18 protein-coding genes are annotated in these 17,080 nt (G+C 58.6%); 12 read left to right on the top strand and 6 right to left on the bottom strand.

Features of this window, described 5'->3' with window-relative positions:
* Positions 1-105: 105 nt before the first annotated feature.
* The 6 genes from CFBP5499_RS16300 to CFBP5499_RS16275 all read left to right on the top strand — a co-directional run bounded on the left by CFBP5499_RS16300 (position 106) and on the right by CFBP5499_RS16275 (position 5,882).
* Entirely contained in the window at positions 106-1,335 is a 1,230-nt protein-coding gene (locus tag CFBP5499_RS16300) for an extracellular solute-binding protein (RefSeq protein ID WP_080829857.1), read from the top strand.
* Positions 1,336-1,420: 85 nt separating this feature from the next.
* Positions 1,421-2,461 (top strand): ABC transporter ATP-binding protein, encoded by a 1,041-nt coding sequence (locus CFBP5499_RS16295; protein ID WP_080829858.1) that lies wholly within the window; start codon positions 1,421-1,423, stop codon positions 2,459-2,461.
* On the top strand, positions 2,461-3,315 hold the full coding sequence (locus CFBP5499_RS16290) for an ABC transporter permease (RefSeq protein ID WP_080830237.1): 855 nt from the start codon (positions 2,461-2,463) through the stop codon (positions 3,313-3,315). Before CFBP5499_RS16295 ends, CFBP5499_RS16290 begins: the two co-directional genes overlap by 1 nt.
* Positions 3,312-4,178, top strand: a complete 867-nt coding sequence (locus tag CFBP5499_RS16285; RefSeq protein ID WP_371507029.1) for an ABC transporter permease — start codon at positions 3,312-3,314, stop codon at positions 4,176-4,178. The genes CFBP5499_RS16290 and CFBP5499_RS16285 overlap by 4 nt, the downstream gene beginning before the upstream one ends.
* A 46-nt stretch (positions 4,179-4,224) precedes the next feature.
* Positions 4,225-5,121 (top strand): glycerophosphodiester phosphodiesterase family protein, encoded by an 897-nt coding sequence (locus CFBP5499_RS16280; RefSeq protein ID WP_080829860.1) that lies wholly within the window; start codon positions 4,225-4,227, stop codon positions 5,119-5,121.
* Positions 5,118-5,882 (top strand): inositol monophosphatase family protein, encoded by a 765-nt coding sequence (locus CFBP5499_RS16275; protein ID WP_080829861.1) that lies wholly within the window; start codon positions 5,118-5,120, stop codon positions 5,880-5,882. The genes CFBP5499_RS16280 and CFBP5499_RS16275 overlap by 4 nt, the downstream gene beginning before the upstream one ends.
* 83 nt (positions 5,883-5,965) lie before the next feature.
* Here CFBP5499_RS16275 and CFBP5499_RS16270 read toward each other — a convergent pair whose 3' ends face one another.
* Complete coding sequence (locus CFBP5499_RS16270) at positions 5,966-6,715, bottom strand: SDR family oxidoreductase (protein ID WP_080829862.1); 750 nt, start codon at positions 6,713-6,715, stop codon at positions 5,966-5,968.
* Between the two features lie 92 nt (positions 6,716-6,807).
* On the opposite strand from CFBP5499_RS16270, the gene CFBP5499_RS16265 reads away from it, so the two are divergent.
* Complete coding sequence (locus tag CFBP5499_RS16265) at positions 6,808-7,734, top strand: AraC family transcriptional regulator (RefSeq protein WP_080829863.1); 927 nt, start codon at positions 6,808-6,810, stop codon at positions 7,732-7,734.
* A 76-nt stretch (positions 7,735-7,810) separates the two neighbouring features.
* Here CFBP5499_RS16265 and CFBP5499_RS16260 read toward each other — a convergent pair whose 3' ends face one another.
* Positions 7,811-8,944 carry an ROK family transcriptional regulator gene (locus CFBP5499_RS16260; protein WP_080829864.1) on the bottom strand — a complete coding sequence of 378 codons (1,134 nt, stop codon included), beginning with the start codon at positions 8,942-8,944 and terminating at the stop codon, positions 7,811-7,813.
* A 280-nt stretch (positions 8,945-9,224) separates the two neighbouring features.
* On the opposite strand from CFBP5499_RS16260, the gene CFBP5499_RS16255 reads away from it, so the two are divergent.
* The 4 genes from CFBP5499_RS16255 (at position 9,225) to CFBP5499_RS16240 (ending at position 14,133) form a co-directional block, all read left to right on the top strand.
* Positions 9,225-10,217, top strand: a complete 993-nt coding sequence (locus CFBP5499_RS16255; protein ID WP_080829865.1) for an ABC transporter substrate-binding protein — start codon at positions 9,225-9,227, stop codon at positions 10,215-10,217.
* A 111-nt stretch (positions 10,218-10,328) separates the two neighbouring features.
* A complete protein-coding gene (locus CFBP5499_RS16250; RefSeq protein ID WP_080830238.1) occupies positions 10,329-11,414 on the top strand; it encodes an ABC transporter ATP-binding protein in 1,086 nt (361 codons plus the stop codon).
* Positions 11,411-13,096 carry an ABC transporter permease gene (locus CFBP5499_RS16245; protein ID WP_080829866.1) on the top strand — a complete coding sequence of 562 codons (1,686 nt, stop codon included), beginning with the start codon at positions 11,411-11,413 and terminating at the stop codon, positions 13,094-13,096. Before CFBP5499_RS16250 ends, CFBP5499_RS16245 begins: the two co-directional genes overlap by 4 nt.
* A gap of 80 nt (positions 13,097-13,176) precedes the next feature.
* Positions 13,177-14,133: a hypothetical protein gene (locus CFBP5499_RS16240; protein WP_080829867.1), complete on the top strand. Its 957-nt coding sequence runs from the start codon at positions 13,177-13,179 to the stop codon at positions 14,131-14,133.
* Positions 14,134-14,152: 19 nt separating this feature from the next.
* On the opposite strand, the gene CFBP5499_RS16235 is transcribed toward CFBP5499_RS16240, so the two are convergent.
* From CFBP5499_RS16235 to CFBP5499_RS16220, 4 genes are all read right to left on the bottom strand, one after another.
* The gene (locus CFBP5499_RS16235; protein WP_175416800.1) at positions 14,153-14,716 is read right to left on the bottom strand and encodes a flavin reductase family protein; all 564 of its coding nucleotides are present in this window, start codon (positions 14,714-14,716) and stop codon (positions 14,153-14,155) included.
* A gap of 11 nt (positions 14,717-14,727) precedes the next feature.
* A complete protein-coding gene (gene fdxA, locus CFBP5499_RS16230; RefSeq protein WP_080829868.1) occupies positions 14,728-15,063 on the bottom strand; it encodes a ferredoxin FdxA in 336 nt (111 codons plus the stop codon).
* Between the two features lie 104 nt (positions 15,064-15,167).
* The gene (locus CFBP5499_RS16225; RefSeq protein WP_080829869.1) at positions 15,168-15,767 is read right to left on the bottom strand and encodes a superoxide dismutase; all 600 of its coding nucleotides are present in this window, start codon (positions 15,765-15,767) and stop codon (positions 15,168-15,170) included.
* 163 nt (positions 15,768-15,930) lie between these two features.
* On the bottom strand, positions 15,931-16,500 hold the full coding sequence (locus tag CFBP5499_RS16220) for a TetR/AcrR family transcriptional regulator (RefSeq protein ID WP_080829870.1): 570 nt from the start codon (positions 16,498-16,500) through the stop codon (positions 15,931-15,933).
* A gap of 45 nt (positions 16,501-16,545) precedes the next feature.
* Between CFBP5499_RS16220 and CFBP5499_RS16215 the strand changes: the two genes are divergently transcribed.
* Positions 16,546-17,073, top strand: coding sequence for a dihydrofolate reductase family protein (locus tag CFBP5499_RS16215; RefSeq protein ID WP_080829871.1), 528 nt, complete (start codon positions 16,546-16,548; stop codon positions 17,071-17,073).
* The last annotated feature ends 7 nt before the right edge of the window (positions 17,074-17,080 follow it).

The raw sequence follows: 17,080 nt of genomic DNA, 5'->3' as shown, positions 1-17,080 counted from the left end.
GCATCCGGTCGCGCTCGCATTTTTCACTGGACTGTCACAAATATTACACTTAGAGTGTATTAATAAGGGGTCGGTCAACAACAGCTCCCGAGGAGGAACCATTCAATGCGCATGAAATTTCTTGCGATCGCCGCGCTTGCGCTGGCGACGACGGCAGCGCCGTGTCTATCGGCTGACAGCAACATGAAAAATCTCGACTTCGATCTGTCCAAGGTCACCCGCGACAATTTTTACGACATCGTCGTTCCCGCTGCCAAAGCCGAAGGCACGGTAACGATGTATAATTTCGCCGGCAGTTTCGCCGATACTTGGAAGGAACTGATTACCCGTTTCGAAGCCAAATATGGCATCAAGGTCGCGTACAGTGACGTGAAGGGCGATCAGGCGAACCAGCAGCTGATCGCGGTACAGGCGGCAGGGCAGGATTCGCCTGTCGACGCCTATTTCGCCGGTGGTGGCAGCTATCCGCTGCTGTCTGCCAAGGGTGTCGTCGGCAATATTGCGCTGACGAGAATCCTGCCGAACATGGCCAATTACAATCCGGAAATGGCCGAGACCGTTTTCGGAAAGCCGCATGGCGGCAGCTTCCCGCTGGTGCACCTCAACCAGACCGCCATCGGTTATGACTCTGCCTTCGTGAAAGCCGAGGATGTGCCGAAGAGCTTCGAGGATCTTCTCGTCTGGGCAGAAAAGAACCCCAAGCGTCTCGGCGTCACCCTGCCGGCCAAGGGTGGTTCGGGCGGCGGCTTCATCTATTCGGTCGCACTCAATTATCTTACCGGGGACTGCCGCAAGCAGCTGACCGACTATACCCAGACGCTGCAGCAGGCCGAAGACTGGGCGATGGAGTCCGAGTGCCTCACGCCCGTCTGGGATTATTATCGTCGTCTTCTGGCCGTGGCCGAACTGACCAACGGCAATGCCGATACGCTCAACCTCATCAACAACCAGCAGCTTTATATGGGCACCGTCTGGGAAGATCAGGTCATGAGCTTCCTCGGCACCAAGCAATTACCCGACAGTTTCCGCGTCACGCTTCTGGAAAAGGGTCAGGTCGGCTCTGGCGACGCGATGTTCGTGCCTGCCAATGCGAAGAACGTCGCCTCGGCGCTGCTTCTGATCGACATGGCGATGAGCAAGGAATTCCAGCTCTGGAAGCTGGAAAACAAGGCCTCCCGCTCTCCGCGCACCGATGTCACCAACGATCTGATGCCGAAGGCCGTGCAGGAGCATGTTCTGCCGCAAAGCGTCTATCCGCGCCTGTCGCTGCCGGCTTTCTGGGACATGTCGACAGCGCTTGCCGAAGCGCTCGATGAAAAAGTCCTCAACCAGTAACGCCGTTGGGATCACCGGACTGTGCGGCCGCAAGTGCCAGCACGGTCCGGATACCCTTGGTCAAAAAATATGAGGGAGGCTCGTCATGAGTGAACTCGAGATCAGCAATATCAGCAAGGATTACGGCGCGAGCCGGGCGCTTCATCCCGTGTCGATCACCGTGGAACGGGGCGAATTCGTCACTATTCTCGGCCCTTCCGGCTGCGGCAAGTCCACGCTTTTGCGCATCCTCACCGGCATCAGCCAGCCTTCGGGCGGTGAAATCCGGCTAGGTGGCAAACGCATCGATCAGGCGCCGCCGGAAGCGCGCGACATCGCCTTGGTTTTCCAGTCCTATGCGCTCTTCCCGCATATGTCGGTCGCCAAAAATCTCGGCTTCGGGCTGAAGATGAAGAAGGTCGCGAAGGATGAGCGGGTCCGCCGCATCGCCCATGCGCTTGATATCTGCAATCTCACCGGGCTGGTGGATCGCATGCCCCGGCAATTGTCCGGCGGCCAGCAGCAGCGTGTGGCGCTGGCGCGCGCCATTGTCATGCAGCCAAGCCTGCTTCTGTTCGATGAGCCACTCTCCAATCTCGATGCTAAACTCCGCGATACGCTGCGCCACGAGCTGACCGAGCTTCACCGCCGCATTGGCGCGACCAGCCTTTATGTGACACATGATCAGGCTGAGGCGATGGCGATGTCGGACCGGATTGTCGTCATGAATGCCGGCCGGGTGGTCGAGATCGGCACGCCGCGTGAGCTTTACCGGTCGCCGAAACATGCCTTCACCGCCGGCTTTCTCGGCCAGACCAATCTTCTGCCCGTATCCGCCGAGGGCCAGCAGGCGCAATTGCCTTGGGGCCAGTCCGTGACATTGGATCAGGCGGCGGCCGGTAATGTGCAGATTTCCGTTCGCCCGGAAAACATCCACATCCGCGCCGATCAGACCGGTGACGGCACGGTTTCCGCCGTTTCTTTCATGGGCGCCAATGCGCTCTATACGGTCGAGATCGGCGGCCGCCAGATAAGGGTCAGCCAGTCCGGTGCGGAAACTCTGATTGACGCCGGGCAAAGGGTCGCGCTGCAGTTTCCCGGTTCGGTCCATCTTCTCGATGACAGGATGGCGGAGGAGGCGGCATGATGGCCGGGCTCCTTCGAAACAGGCGCTCCCAGCTTCTATTCCTGCTTTTGCCGGGTGTTGGGTATCTTCTGGTCTTCTTCGGCGGGCCGCTGCTCTCGGCGCTGATCGGCAGTTTCCGGCAGGAGGATGGCGGCTTCACGCTGATGTTCTACCAGCGGATTTTCACCCGCGCGTCGATGATCCGGGGGCTCACGACCTCTATCTATTACGGCGTCATGCCGGTCATCGTCTCGCTTGCGGCCTCGGTGCCGCTGGCGCTTCTGATCCGCAAGAGCTTTCTCGGTCGAAAACTGTTCAGCGGCCTTTACAAGCTGCCGATGGCGGTGCCGGGCATCATCGTCGGCCTGATGGTGATCGTCGTCTTCGAAAGGGGCGGTTTTCTCGACCGGCTGGTCGCGCCGCTCGGGCTCGAACTGCCTAAGCTCGTGCGTGATGACTGGGGCATCGGCGTCATTCTCGCCAGCGTCTGGAAACAGATACCCTTCGTGACGCTGATCATCACCAGTGCCTTTGCCGCCATTCCCGAGGATATCCGTTATGCCTCGCGCACGCTTGGCGCTTCGCGGTTGAAGACCTTCTTCTTCGTGGAAATACCGCTTGCCATGCCCGGCATCACCGCCGCCATTCTTCTCACCTTCATCGGCTCCATGGGCTCCTACGCCATCCCTGACATCGTCGGCCCGCCGACGGCCCGGCCGCTTTCGGTGCTGATGATCCAGGAGTTCAACCAGGGCCGCTTTAATCAGGTCTATGCCATGGGCATGGTGCTGAGCCTCTTCGCGGTCTCCGTCCTCATTCTCTATTATTCGCTGACATCCCGCATCGGCCCCGGCCAAACCCGCGGAGACGCATGATGAGCGCTATCACCATTGAACCTACCCTCACTCCTCGTCGCCGTGCCTTTACGCCAGAGGACAGGATTTTCGTCTCCATCGGGCTTTATGGCGCGCTGACGCTCGCCATCGCCGTGCCGCTGGCGCTGATGTTCCTGTGGAGCATTGCCGACGGCTGGTCGCCGCCGCTTCTCGTGCCGGAGCACTATACCTCGGCGCGCTGGGCGGGCATTCTCAGTGATGCAAGCCTCGTCCGCGCCGCGATCAACAGTATCCTGATTGCCATTGTCGTCACCTTCCTGACGGCGGCCATCGCGTTACCCACGGCCTGGGCCATGGCGCGTTTTCCCTTCCGGCTGAAACGGCTGGTGGAGATTTTCATTCTGGCGCCGATCATCATTCCGGGGCTGGTTGTCGCCGTGGGCATCGGGCAGGTGTTTCTTCTGTTCGGTCTCGCTTATTCGGTAACGGGGGTCATTCTCGTGCAGATCGTCGGCACCCTGCCGCTGATGATCCGGCTGATGACGGCGGCACTGGAAACCATTCCCGATGACCTCATCCACGCCGCCCGCTCGCTTGGCGCGGGAACGGTCGGCATTGTCCTCCACATCATATTGCCGCTAGCGGTGCCAGGTCTTCTGGCTGGTGGGCTGATGTCTTTCATCGGCAGCTTCGAGGAATTCGACAAGTCCTTCATCGTTGGTGCGCCCGTTGTCGAGACCTTGCCGATCAAGCTCTACATGTATCTCGACCCCTATTCGATGCAGCTGCCGCTCGCCGCCATCGTCTCCTTCATCCTGCTTCTTCCCGCACTCATCGTCTTCATCATCGCCGGCCGCATCCTGCGCGACGATCTGATGGCGGCGGGCATGGGGAAAATCTGATCCGGGCGCTCAAACCCGGTAATTGCAACGTCCGAAAGTGAAAACCATGCACCAGACCTTTGCCACCTCCCGAAAGATCTCCACTCCCTGCAATGTTCTCGCGCTCTGCTCGCGCGACAATCCAGCCATCCTGACCATCGCCCATCGTGGTTTCTGGACTGCCACTGCGGAAAATTCGCTCGCCTCCGTCCGCGCCGCTGTCGCGGTCGGCGTCGAGATGATCGAGATAGACACGCAGGCGACAGCCGATGGCCGCCTCGTCGTCATTCACGATGAAACGCTTGACCGCACCACGACGGGCAAAGGGACCGTGAGCGCGCTGCCTTTCGAGGTGGTTCGCGCAGCGAAGCTGAAGGCCGGTGCTGGTGGTGACGGCGCTGGTCTGACCGATGAATGTGTGCCGACGCTGGAGGAATTACTGGAAGAGGCGCGCGGCAGGATCACCGTCAATATCGATACCAAATTCACCCGCGATCTGCCGCAGGTCATGGAAACCGTGCTGCGGCTCGGCGTCGAGGATCAGGTGCTGGTGAAAACCGATATCGATCCTGAGGCGAGCCGTTTCGAGGTGCTGGAGACCGACTGGTTCGGCAAGATCCCGCATATGCCGATGTTCCCGGTGAGAAAGGGCAGGTTCGCCGAGGATCTGCGCCGGATCGAAGCCTTGAAGTCGCCGATGATCGAAGTGAAATTCACTGACATTGCCGATCTGGCCGAAGGCCGTGCGGAGATGGAGCGTCAGAATATCCGCCTCTGGATCAACTCGCTCGATGTTTCCCATTGCCTTGATTTTAATGATACGCGGGCGCTGTCCGATCCCGAAGCCGTCTGGGGTGCTCTTGCCGAGGCGGGCGTGGGCGCGATCCAGACCGATGAAGTCGAAGCGTTCACCGGCTGGCTGAAGACGGGCGCCGGCGAGACGGGCAGGGCGTGGACACGATGAGCGAGCGTCTCGACCGCGCCGTCGCCATCATCGAGGAAGCGATGGGCCTTGCCCTTCGCTTTTTCGAGGCGCGCGACGCCATTGCCACCCGGACGAAGGGTCTTCAGGATTTCGTCTCGGAAGCCGACACCACGGTCGAAAAGCTGGTCCGTGACCGTCTGGCGGAAGCCTTTCCCGGTGAAACCGTGCTGGGCGAAGAAATGGGCGGTGTGGCCGATGACGCCTACTGGATCATCGATCCCATCGACGGCACTGCCAATTTTCTGCGCGGTTCGCCGCTCTGGGGCATCTCGCTCGGCTTCGTGCGCAATGGCCGGCCGGAACTCGGCGTCGTCGCCATGCCGATCTTTAAGGATATCTATGCCGCGGCCGACGGGACCGGACTGATGCTGAACGGCAAACCACTTGCCCGCCATGTACCCTTCGACGATGTGCAGGTCATGTCGCTTGGCGACAGCGCCGCCGCCGATGCGGAAGAAGTCGCTGCTCTGAATGTAGGGCTCCGGCATGCGGGCTGGGTGGTGGAATCCATCCGTTCGACGTCGATCGGTCTCGCCTTTGCCGCACGCGGCATCTTCGACGGCCATCTACAGAAGCTGACGACCATGTGGGATATCGCCGGCGGCTTCGTTCTCGCGCGGGAAGCCGGCCTGGATGTCCGTATCGGAACCCGCCCCGGCAGTGGCATTCCGTGGGTCGCTGTGGGAACGCCGGCGCTGATGACGGTGACGGAAGGGCTCTGGCCGGAGATTGCTGGATAAGTGCAGGCCGAAATTGGGTGAACTTTTTGAAAAGCAGATGCCGGATGCTCTGAGACACCCAGCATCTTGCTGTTCTCTGAACCTCAGTTTTTGTGGACCAGAGCAACGGCGTCCGCGCCTGCTGGAAAATGGAGCTGCCCCGACGTGTCATGCACCGCGCCCCACACCGCTTCGGCAACATCGGTTTCACGGGTCGTCAAAGCCGGTGTGGCAAAAGCCTCGAGAACTGGCCTTGCGAAGGCCGCGTAATCATCGGGAAGCAGCTGCTCAAGCGGCAGGATGGCGTTGTTCGTGAAACCGGTTGTCGGGGCGTAACCTGGCTCTACCAGCTTCACGTTGATGTTGAAATGAGCCAGTTCATGCGCGAGGGAACCGGTAAAACCCTCGATTGCCTGCTTGCTGGCGGTGTAAGCGGCGGCAAGCGGGAAAGAAGCAAGCGTAACACTGGACGTGACGTTGATGATCTTGCCGGACTGGCGCTTTCTCATCTGCGGAATGACAGCCTGCGTCATGGCCATTACACCGAAGCTGTTGGTGTCGAAGATCGTGCGAACTGCCGACATCGGCGTTGCCTCAAAGGCGCCGACCATGCCGATGCCCGCATTGTTCACCAGAACGTCAATCGGGCCGGCGGCATCAACCGCCGCTGCAATGCTCTCCTCGTCCGTCACATCCAGCGGCAGCACCCGCAACCGGCCGTTATCGCCGGCGAAGCGGGCAGCTCCCGGGCGCCGCATGGTCGCGATAACATTCCAGCCGCGTGCGAGGAACAGTTCGGTAATCGCTTTGCCATAACCCGACGACGTGCCGGTAATGAGGATGGTGTTGGTCATCTTAAATCTCCTTTGTTGATGCGCAGGAGATAGACGGTCGTGATTAGATGATATATGCTCAAACGGCTATTATTTGTTATTGATCGTCCAATATGGATCCTTTGAGCGATATCGTCGACCTTTTGCGACCCAGCGCCGCCGTCTCGAAGCCGATTTCCGGCAAGGGCAGATGGGGAGTGCGCTATCGCGCCCATGATGCACCGGGTTTTGCGCTTGTTCTGGCCGGTGCGGCTTGGGTGATGATGGAAGGCCGTGATCCTCTCCGGTTGGAACGTGGCGATTTCCTGCTTTTGCCCACGACGCCCGCTTTTTCGCTTTGCAGTGAGACCGATGTGGAATGTCTTCCGGTCGAACCGCAAGATCAGCCCGTCCGCCATGGCGAGCAGGAGGGGATGCCCGATTTTCTCGCGCTGGGCGGAAGCTTCACGTTTGAACGTATCAACGCTTCGCTTCTCCTGTCGCTGATGCCCGGTCTGATCTACGTGCCGGCCGCGGAAAAGGGGGCATCCCGGCTGGCGCGGCTGATCGAGTTGTTGTCTGAGGAATGCGCAAGTGAAGATCCGGGCAAGGAACTGATCATCCGGCGCATGCTGGAGGTTCTTCTGGTCGAGGCGCTGCGCCAGCCGGACGTTGGCAATGAAGCAATTCCTGCGGGATTGGTGAAGGGAATGCGTTTGCCAGGGCTTGCGCGTGCATTATCGGCCATGCATGCGGATGTCCGTACGGGCTGGACGGTTGCGGAACTGGCGGGGATCGCTGGCATGTCGCGCTCGGCATTCTCGGCGCGCTTCCTTGAAATGGTGGGCTGCGCGCCGATCGAATATCTGGCCCGCTGGCGGATGGCGCTCGCCAGAGACGCGCTGATGCGCGGTGTAAAGTCCCTCGATCATATCGCGGAGGAGATCGGTTATGAATCCGCCAGCGCATTCAGCACAGCTTTCCGCAAAAGAAACGGTGTCGCTCCGGGAATTTTTGCCCGCGCAAATGGGGACAGACGCCGGCAGGTAGGTTTTCTCTAGGCGCGCTCGCTCCACAGGTGCAGACAGCCGTCAACTTAATCCGTTACTGGGTAAGAAGGCTGCTGTCTAACAGCGGCTAGGCCCAACCCTTCAGCGCCCGGCCGGAATAATAGCTTGGCGTTGTGGCGCGGTAGATCGGTATGCTGGCGGCGCCGAGATGGGGTAGGTCGCTCATCATCGATTTGCGTATTTCCGGGGGCTCGACGAAAAAATCCTCGCCCAGCATTTCAAGCGAGCCGATGCGCTGCACGATATGTTCAAGAATCCAGTCGGGTAGCGATCCGCCAAAAATGATGGCACCGGGGTCGATCGTTCGGGCAACGGTCAGTGCGAGCAAACGAAGCTGGTCCGTCGCCCTTTCAAGCCAGGCAGCCACGGCCGGGTGATCGGAATAACTTTCATCAATATCCTTCAAACGCCTGATGTCCATGCCGTGAGCGGCCAGAGTGTCGCAAAGGTCCTGTCCCGAAGGACGCGCATGGGGTTTTGGAAACAGGCCGCCAAACTCACCCGCATTGCCGTTCGTCCCGCGATAGAGGTGGCGCTGCACCACCACCGCTCCGCCTATGCCATATGTGAGCCAGATCATTGCAAAATTACGGATGCTTCGGCCCGCTCCATAATAAAGCTCCGAGAGAATAACGGTATTGCCGTCGTTTTCATGAAAGACCGGAAAATCGAAATAGGGCTGGAAGTCTTTGTCGACATCGATGTCATGCCAGCTCTCGAATTGTCTGATGCGGAAGACATGGCCACGGTCTCTTTTGAAGTGGCCCGGAAAGCTGATGCCGCAGCCAAGCACATCCTTCTTTTTGACCTTTGCTTTTTCAAGCGCCTGGCGTGCGGCGGCCTTCGCCGTCTCCATGATGTGCTCGAAGCTGTAGTCCTCCAGGTCAGATCTGACTTCGTGCCGTATCGTGCCATTGAGATCTGCGATGCAGACCCGCAGGTCATCCGGATTGAAGTAGACCCCGATTGTGAAAAGGCCGTTCGGATTGATCTCGATCGCGGTAGACGGTTTCCCACGCTTGCCGTCGTTGCGCGCTTCCTCAGCCTCGATGATGAGGCCGGATTCAAGAAGGCTGGATGTCAGACGCGTAAGGGTCGGTGCCGACACATCCATCTCGCGCGCCAGCTCTATACGGGACATGCCACCCTTGCCGCGCAAAATCTCGAGCAGACGCCGTTCATTGTAGCCGAGGTCGATCAAGCTATTCTCCCGCGAGATGTTACGTCGGATGAATAGCGCAAACGACGCGATTGTACAGCAAATTTCCCGTTGTGAGTTGAGGGGCGATGCTGCGGTAATATTAGAATGCATTTGTTTATCAGCGGGATAGTTCATTTTAATTTTTGTAATGAATTCGCGCTTGACATATTAATTTACGTAAAGAAAATAAATTGCAGACAGCGAGCTGCGACGACAAAACCAGTAAAAAATTAAGTCGCGGGACATCGTGGTCAGGGAACAAAAAAACGGAGAGCCCTTTATGCGTCAATCATGCACTATTTTCGCGCGCCTTGTTGCTGGCGCAACCTTCCTTGCCAGCGCGGCTTTCGCCCACGCGGAAGGCACTGTCGTGGTCTATTCGGCAGCGCCGCAGCAGCTCATGGACGAGTTGTTGCCCCTGTTTGAAAAGAAGACCGGCACCAAGGTCGAACTTGTCAAGGCCGGGTCCGGTGAGTTGATGAACCGCATCAAGGCGGAAAGCGGCAAGGCGGCAGGCGACGTGATCTGGAGCGTTGATGGCACCGTCATCGATTTTTCCGCCGATCTCTTCGAACCTTACAAGCCTGTCGAGGCAGCATCGATCAACCCAGCCTTTTCGCCGAGCACCAACTGGGTTCCTTTTACCGCAGTCGTCACGGCCTTCATCGTCAACAAGGAAGCGCTGAAAGGCGCGCCGGTTCCGACATCGTGGGCCGATCTTGCCAAGCCAGAATATAAGGGCCTGATTTCGTCCGCCCGTGCCGATCAGTCCGGCTCCGCCTATATCCAGATGGCGACGGTTTTGCAGGATTTCGACAGTGAGGAGAAGGGCTGGGAAGTCTATACCGGCATTCTCGGCAACTCCGTTCTGTCCACCTCTTCAGGCGCGGTTCCGCGTTTCGTCAATGATGGCGAGCAGGCGGTTGGTATCACGCTCGAAGACGCCGCCCTGCGCTACAAGCTTGGCAGCGCCCCGGTAGAGATCGTTTATCCGAAAGAAGGCACGGCAATCGCGCCTGACGGCATGGCGCTCGTCAAGGGCGGCCCCAACGCCGAAAACGGCAAGGCGTTCATCGATTTCATCGTCTCCAAGGAAGCGCAGGAAGTGGTGGTAAAAGCAGGTCGGCGTTCCGTCAGAACCGATGTTCCGGCCAATGCGGCACTTGTTCCGCTGTCCGATGTTCCGGATGCGAAATACGACTTCAAGTGGGCTGCGGACAACCGCTCGCGCCTGATGGAAAAATGGAACGAGATCCTACTCGACGTCCAATAAGACGTTAAGGCGGCGGCGAAGGCCGCCGTCCCCACGGTATCGCATTCATACTCGCATTTTGTCTCGTCCGCCGTGGTCGTGTGCCGCGCAGGATATGTCATGGAGCAGCACATGGCCGCCGTAGAAATTACCAGCATCAAAAAAAGTTACCGGGATGTCGTTGCTCTCTCCGACATCAATATCTCCATTCCATCAGGATCGTTTTTTACGCTTCTTGGACCGAGCGGTTGTGGCAAGACCACGCTTCTGCGTACGATTGCCGGTTTTCATCAGCAGGATAGCGGCAGCATCAGCATCGAAAGACAAGCGATAGAACATGTGCCGGCCCATAAGCGCGATGTCGGCATGGTGTTTCAGGATTACGCGGTGTTTCCGCATATTTCGGTGTTTGACAACATCGCCTTCGGCCTGAAGCAGCGCAAGGCGTCTTCAGCCGAGATCCGCGAGCGGGTCGGCAAGATTCTCGATGTGGTGCAGCTTGCTCCCTATGCCAATCGAATGCCGCACGAACTCTCCGGTGGTCAGCAGCAGCGTGTGGGTCTCGCGCGCGCACTCGTCATCAACCCGAAAGTGCTGTTGATGGACGAGCCGCTGTCCAACCTCGATGCCAAGCTTCGCGTGGACCTGCGGCGGGAGCTGCGTGAAATCCAGCAGGCCATGAACATCACCACCGTCTATGTCACGCATGATCAGGAGGAGGCGCTTGCCATGTCCGATCTGGTTTGCGTCATGTACGGCGGCGTCATTCAACAGGCCGCACCGCCGTGGGAGGTCTATAACAATCCGGCCAACCGCTTTGTCGCATCCTTCGTGGGGGCAAACAACTTCCTGACGCTTGACCGTTCGGGCGAGCAGACATCCATATCCGGCCTCAAGGTGACGCTGCCGCAGGCGGATGCGATTTCCCCGCAGCGGAAGATCGTCGCCGCCATCCGCCCGGAGGCGATTTCTGTCGGTCCTTCCGCAATCGGTGGTGACGAGCGCATCGAACTGCCGGTGACCATAAGGCTGGTCAGCTTCACGGGGCGGGAGATGAACGTCGCTGCTGTGCTCTCGTCGGGTGAGGAAATCGAGGCGATCACCAAGCCATCTCCGGAGATTATCGCACTCCAGCCCAACCAGAAGACCACTTTCTCCTGGCGCGCGGCCGATGCGAAGCTGTTCGGCGAGGGTGTAACCGGGGAGCGCCTGTCATGACGGATATGGCTGCGACTGCAACGCCGGGCGGTTTCCGCCTGCGACTGCCAGGTTTCTGGACAAGCGTGACGGTGTTTGCCGTCATCCTGCTGGCGATCTTCCTGATCCTCCCGATTTTCAGCGTCTTCTTCATCAGTTTCTTCGATGCCAAAACCGGTGCGTTCGGTCTCAGCAACTATGCGGAAGTGTTCACACGGCGTTTTTATACCGTCGCACTCTGGAATACGCTTCTCATCGGTGTGCTGGGCATGCTGGGCGCTTGCCTTCTCGGTATTCCGCTTGCTTTCTGTACCTCCCGTTATCGCATCAAGGGGCGCACTTTCATTGCCACCTTCGCGGTTCTGGTTCTGTGCGCACCGCCGTTCATTGGTGCTTATGCCTGGATTATGCTGTTCGGTGCCAACGGTGCGGTCACTAATCTCTTGTCCTTCGCCGGTATTTCATTGCCGACGATCTACGGGATCCCGGGCATCGTAATGGTCTTCAGCCTGAAGTTCTTTCCCTACATCTTCCTGATGACGGAGAACGCGCTGAACACCATCAACAAGTCCTATGAGGACGCGGCGGAAAATCTCGGCTGCACGGCGTTCGAACGTTTCCGCAAGATCACCTTGCCGCTGGTTTTTCCGGCAGTCAGCACCGGCGCGATCATCTGCTTCGTGCTGTCCATCGCCGACTTCGGAACGCCGGCAATCCTCGGCAAGGGCATCAGAACGCTTTCGACCATCGCCTATGCGCAATACACCTCCGAAATGGCGGGAACACCGACCATGGCGGTGACGATTTCCATGGTGATGATTGCAATTTCGATGGCGGCACTTCTGTTGCAGCGGCACATTCTTGCCAAGCGCCGTTACGCCAGTTCGCTTACCAACAGGCCGGTCAAGCAGTCCACGCGCCCGCTGAAATCGTTCATCGTCCACGGCTTCTGTTATCTGGTCGTCTTCATCGCCATGCTGCCGTCGCTGACTGTCATCTACACCTCGTTCCTCGCAACCAGCGGCCCTGTCTTCACCGGGGGCTTCGGGTTGGACAGCTATGCCCGTATCCTTCGCGATTCACCGCAGGCGATTGCCAATAGTTTTACATTCGCGCTGGCCGCCGTGGTGCTTATTGCCATCGTTTCCGGGCTGCTGTCCTTCATTGTCGTTCGACGTGACAATGCGGTCTCCGGCTCGCTCGATCTTCTTCTGATGGTGCCATATCTCATTCCTGGCGTCGTCATGGCGATCGGCTACGTGACGACGTTCCGTTATCCGCCCTTTGACATCACCGGGACGGCGCTCATCATCGTCCTTCTGGTGTTTATCCGCCGGCTGCCCTATGGCGTCCGCTCGACGACATCAATCCTCAGGCAGATCAAGCCATCGATCGAGGAAGCTGCGGTCAATCTGGGGGCGTCACCGGCAAAGACCTTCCTGTCGGTGACAGTGCCGTTAATGCTGCCCGGTCTCATCATCGGTTCGCTGATGAGCTTCATTACCGCCATCAACGAACTGTCCTCGACGCTGATCCTCTACACGGCACGAACGATCACCATGCCGGTCCTGATTTATATTCAGGTGATCGACGGGGAATTCGGCACGGCGGCGGCGCTGTCCACCCTGCTTCTGGTCAGTACCGGGATCTGCGTCTTCGTGGTTTTCCGCCTGTCCGAAGACAAGGAAGCCTCCTTCGTCTGACCGCTTGAAACCCTCATGAAAGACGATAGCACGGTGACCGGCATGTCGCCGCCTGCTCCCCTCTGCAAGGAAACAATACGATGAATATCGCGAGCTTTTCGCAATCGAAATACAAGAATGCCGCAACGCCGGGGGACGATGTGGCAATTCTTCTTCCCGGACGGGTTCTCGCCGTTTTTGACGGTGCGACCGACCCGACCGGCGTGAATTATGGCGGGCTGAGTTCCGGTCGGATCGCCGCTCTTGCCGCCGCAAAGGCGGTGGCGGAGATGAGTATTCAGGGTATTTTGCAAAGTTGCGAGGCAGCCACGCTGTTCCAGACCGTCAGCGATATCCTGAAAAGTGAGGCTGAGCGCATCAATGCCAGCCATCCACCATCCACCACGCTCGCCATCGTTGCCGATATGGGTGATAGCTTTCGGCTGCTTCTGGCTGGCGATTCCGGTGTTCGTATCAATGGGGACAGGCTGCTGCAGCATGCCAAGCTCATAGACCGGGTCAGCACGTCGGCGCGCATCCACGTCTTCAAACAGCTTTTCGCGTCAATTGGGGATGGTGATGCAGCGGAGGCCAAAACCCGCGCCACCATATTTTCCGGCCTCCGAGCGGCTGTCAAAGCCGAGATCATGAGTGCGACCGACGCGGAAAAAGTGATCATCGCCGCCGCAGCCGCAAGCGGCCTTCAAAACGACCTCGAAGCCGTCGAAGAGTTTCTGATGGGCGGTATTCGCGTTCAGCCACATTATGCAAATAGACAAGGCCATGTTTTGGGATACGCCTCGATCAATGGCGGGATGGTGATGGAGGAGGGGACGGTCGACCTGTCGCTCACCAAGGACACGATCAACAGCCTGGAAATCTTTACCGACGGTTATCTCTCACTGCCCACCGGGATCGACGTCGTCGACTGGGAAGCCGAATTCGCCCGCGTCGAAGCGGCGGATTTTCACAAACTCAACGACTATCCATCGGTAAAGGGATCAACATCGAGCGAATTCAGCGACGACAGGACGGTTGTATGCCTGAAGGCGCGATGAGAGAGATTCGTGCCGACAGCTATTTTGTTACCTCCGCACCCTTATAATTGCGTTCACTCCAGAGCAAGGCTTTGTGCAACGGATCGAACCTCGCTTCGATGATCGTGCCGACGAAGAGGATGTGATCGGCGACATCAATGGAGCCAACGAGTTCGCAATCCATGGAGAGCAGTGCCTTGGCAAGCCTAGGGCTTCCCGAAGGCCAGACATCCCAGCTGCCGACGGAAAACCGGTCCGGCAGGTTTCCTTTTCCGGCAAACACGTCGGCGATCTCCTCCTGTCCTCTGGACAGCGCCGTGACGGAAAATTGCTGGCTTGCGGCGATGAGATCGACCATGCGGCTGCTGGCGTCGATGGAGATCATCAGAAGCGGCGGCTCCGCGCTGAGCGGCATGAAGGATGTAATCGTGCGTCCGATGCGTTCTCCGGCATAGGAGGTCGTGGCCACGGCGACCGTGAAGGCGAGGCCCGCCATGGCGTCCTTGAATTCACGCGGTGAGATCGTCGGAGAGGTGGAGGTTTTCAGCGGAACATGCGCGTGATTGATCACACCGCCATCGATCAGCCTGAGATTATGAGACATGCAGTGCCGGGCTAACCGCCCGCTCCCGGATTTTTCGAAAAAATGGAAAACTTGGCCGCAGCACCGTTCATGATGTCGGCATTATCAGGCGGCGTGCTTTTCTGGTGCACGCGCGGCCAGATGCCGGAATAGTGGCGATTGAGGTCGAGCCAGACATGCAGCCCGGCCTCGGTATCAGGCCTGATCGCCGCGGCCGGACATTCACGCTCGCAAATCCCGCAGTCGATACATTGATCGGGGTGAATGACGAGCATGTTCTCGCCTTCGTAAAAACATTCGACCGGGCAGACCTCCACGCAGTCCATGTATTTGCAGGCGATGCAGTTTTCGGTGACGACATAGGGCATGGAGATGCTCGAATGGAGTTGCAGCCGGACGGCGGCTGTCCGGCTGCGCCTGACCCGACCGGCCGCCCAGAGCAGCGGGGCCGGCCGGGTTGGTGGGGCTCAAATCAGAGACGGGCGGCGACTGCCTGCCAGTTCACCAGATTGTCGAGGAAGTTTTCGATATAGGCCGGACGCTTGTTCCGGAAATCGATGTAGTAGCTGTGTTCCCACACATCGCAGCCAAGGAGCGCATTCTGCCCGAAGCACAGCGGGTTGACGCCGTTTTCCGTGCGGGTGATCTTCAGCGCACCATCAGTATCCACCACCAGCCACGCCCAGCCCGAGCCGAATTGCGAGGCGCCGGCGAGGGCGAAATTCTGCTTGAACAGCGCCACCGAGCCGAAAGACTGCGTCAGTGCATCTTCCAGCGGTCCGGGTATCGTGTGTTTTTGTGGCCCCATGATCTCCCAGAAGAGATTGTGGTTCCAGTGCTGGGAGGCATTGTTGAATATGCCGGACTGCGCGACCGCACCTTTTTCATAGGTGCCGCGCACGATGTCCTCGAGACTGCTTTTTTCCCATTCCGTGCCCGTGATCGCCTTGTTGAGATTGTCGACATAGGCCTTGTGATGGAGATCGTGATGGAACTTCAGCGTCTCCTCGGACATGCCCGAAGGGGCGAGCGCATCATGGGCATAGGGGAGGTCGGGAAGCTGGAAAGCCATGGGGTATCCTTTGTCAACTGTTCGCTCAAGAGCATGGAAAGAGCCTTGCGAAAACAAGGTGACAATACTTCTAGGACCTCAATCACGGTTGAGGTCAAGCGGTTTTTGGGGGATGAATCCATTGCCCTGCGGGCTTATAAAATATGCACCCCGATGGCGCGGATTACGGCTCGTCGATGTTCAGCATGGCGACCCATTCTTCGAGGGCCCTCCGTATTGCAGAGCCCGCATCTTCCCCGCGGACGAACGCCCAGCATGTATGTGCGCCTTGCCACACGGCGGCCATCTGCCACCCGAGCCGCTCCGCTCTCTCCTTGTCGCTGGCAAGGCGGCGGCCAAGCGCGTGGGCGAGGGTGTGTCCCCAGAGGGCTCCTCTCGCCCGCAGCTTCGGATTGCGAATATCTTCCCTGAGCAGCAGCAGCCCGTCACTGGCGTTCTGTTCTGCGGATTGAGGCGGCATGAGGCGTATGAGAAGGGATATGGCGCCCAGCGGCGTCAACGGTTCCTCCTCATCGGCCCTCTCCGTTTCCGCCTGCAGTCTGTCCCAGGCGCGCAGAAGCACGGTTTCGACAAGGTCTTCGCGTTTGCCGTAACGCTGCACCAGGGTTGCCGCAGATAAGCCGCAGGCCTTTGCGGCTGCGGCAAAAGTCAGCCCATCAGGGCCTGTCTGCAACATGAGGGGCAGCAGGGCATCCAGCACCTGATCATCTGAAATCGACTTGTGTCTTGGCATGAAAATATATAAACATATATTCATTTATAAATCAAGGAGGATGATATGGCGGTCATTCGCGGATATATCGCGGCGAGCCTGGACGGGCGGATCGTTTCTGGAGACGGCTCTCTCGACTGGCTCTTCAAATATGACGATATGGACCTCGGCGAACACGATTACCGGTTGTTCCTGAAGGAAATTCGAACCGTGGTCATGGGGCGGGCGACCTATGATTTCATCGCCAGTGAACCGTCGCCCTGGGCCTATGGAGATCAGCGCGTCATCGTCGTCACGTCGCGGCCGATCGAGGCGCCCAAGGGAGCTCTGGAGGTGCGGAGCGACGTGGACTCGTTGATCAGGGAATTGCGCGCTCTCGATGACGGCGATGTCTGGATGCTGGGCGGTGGAAAGCTGCAGATGGCCTTTCTGGAGCGTGGCGCACTGGATGAAATCGAGATTTACGTCATCCCCGAAATCCTCGGCTCCGGCCGGCCTCTCTTTCCTCTGACCGGTTACCGGGCAAGCCCGACGCTAATCAGTGCAACAGCAATCGAAAAGGGCTGCGTGAGATTGCATTACCGCTTTTCATGACGCTCAG

The organism is Agrobacterium tumefaciens, from assembly GCF_005221325.1.
GTDB lineage: Bacteria > Pseudomonadota > Alphaproteobacteria > Rhizobiales > Rhizobiaceae > Agrobacterium.
This window is presented reverse-complemented; position numbering and strand designations above follow the sequence as displayed.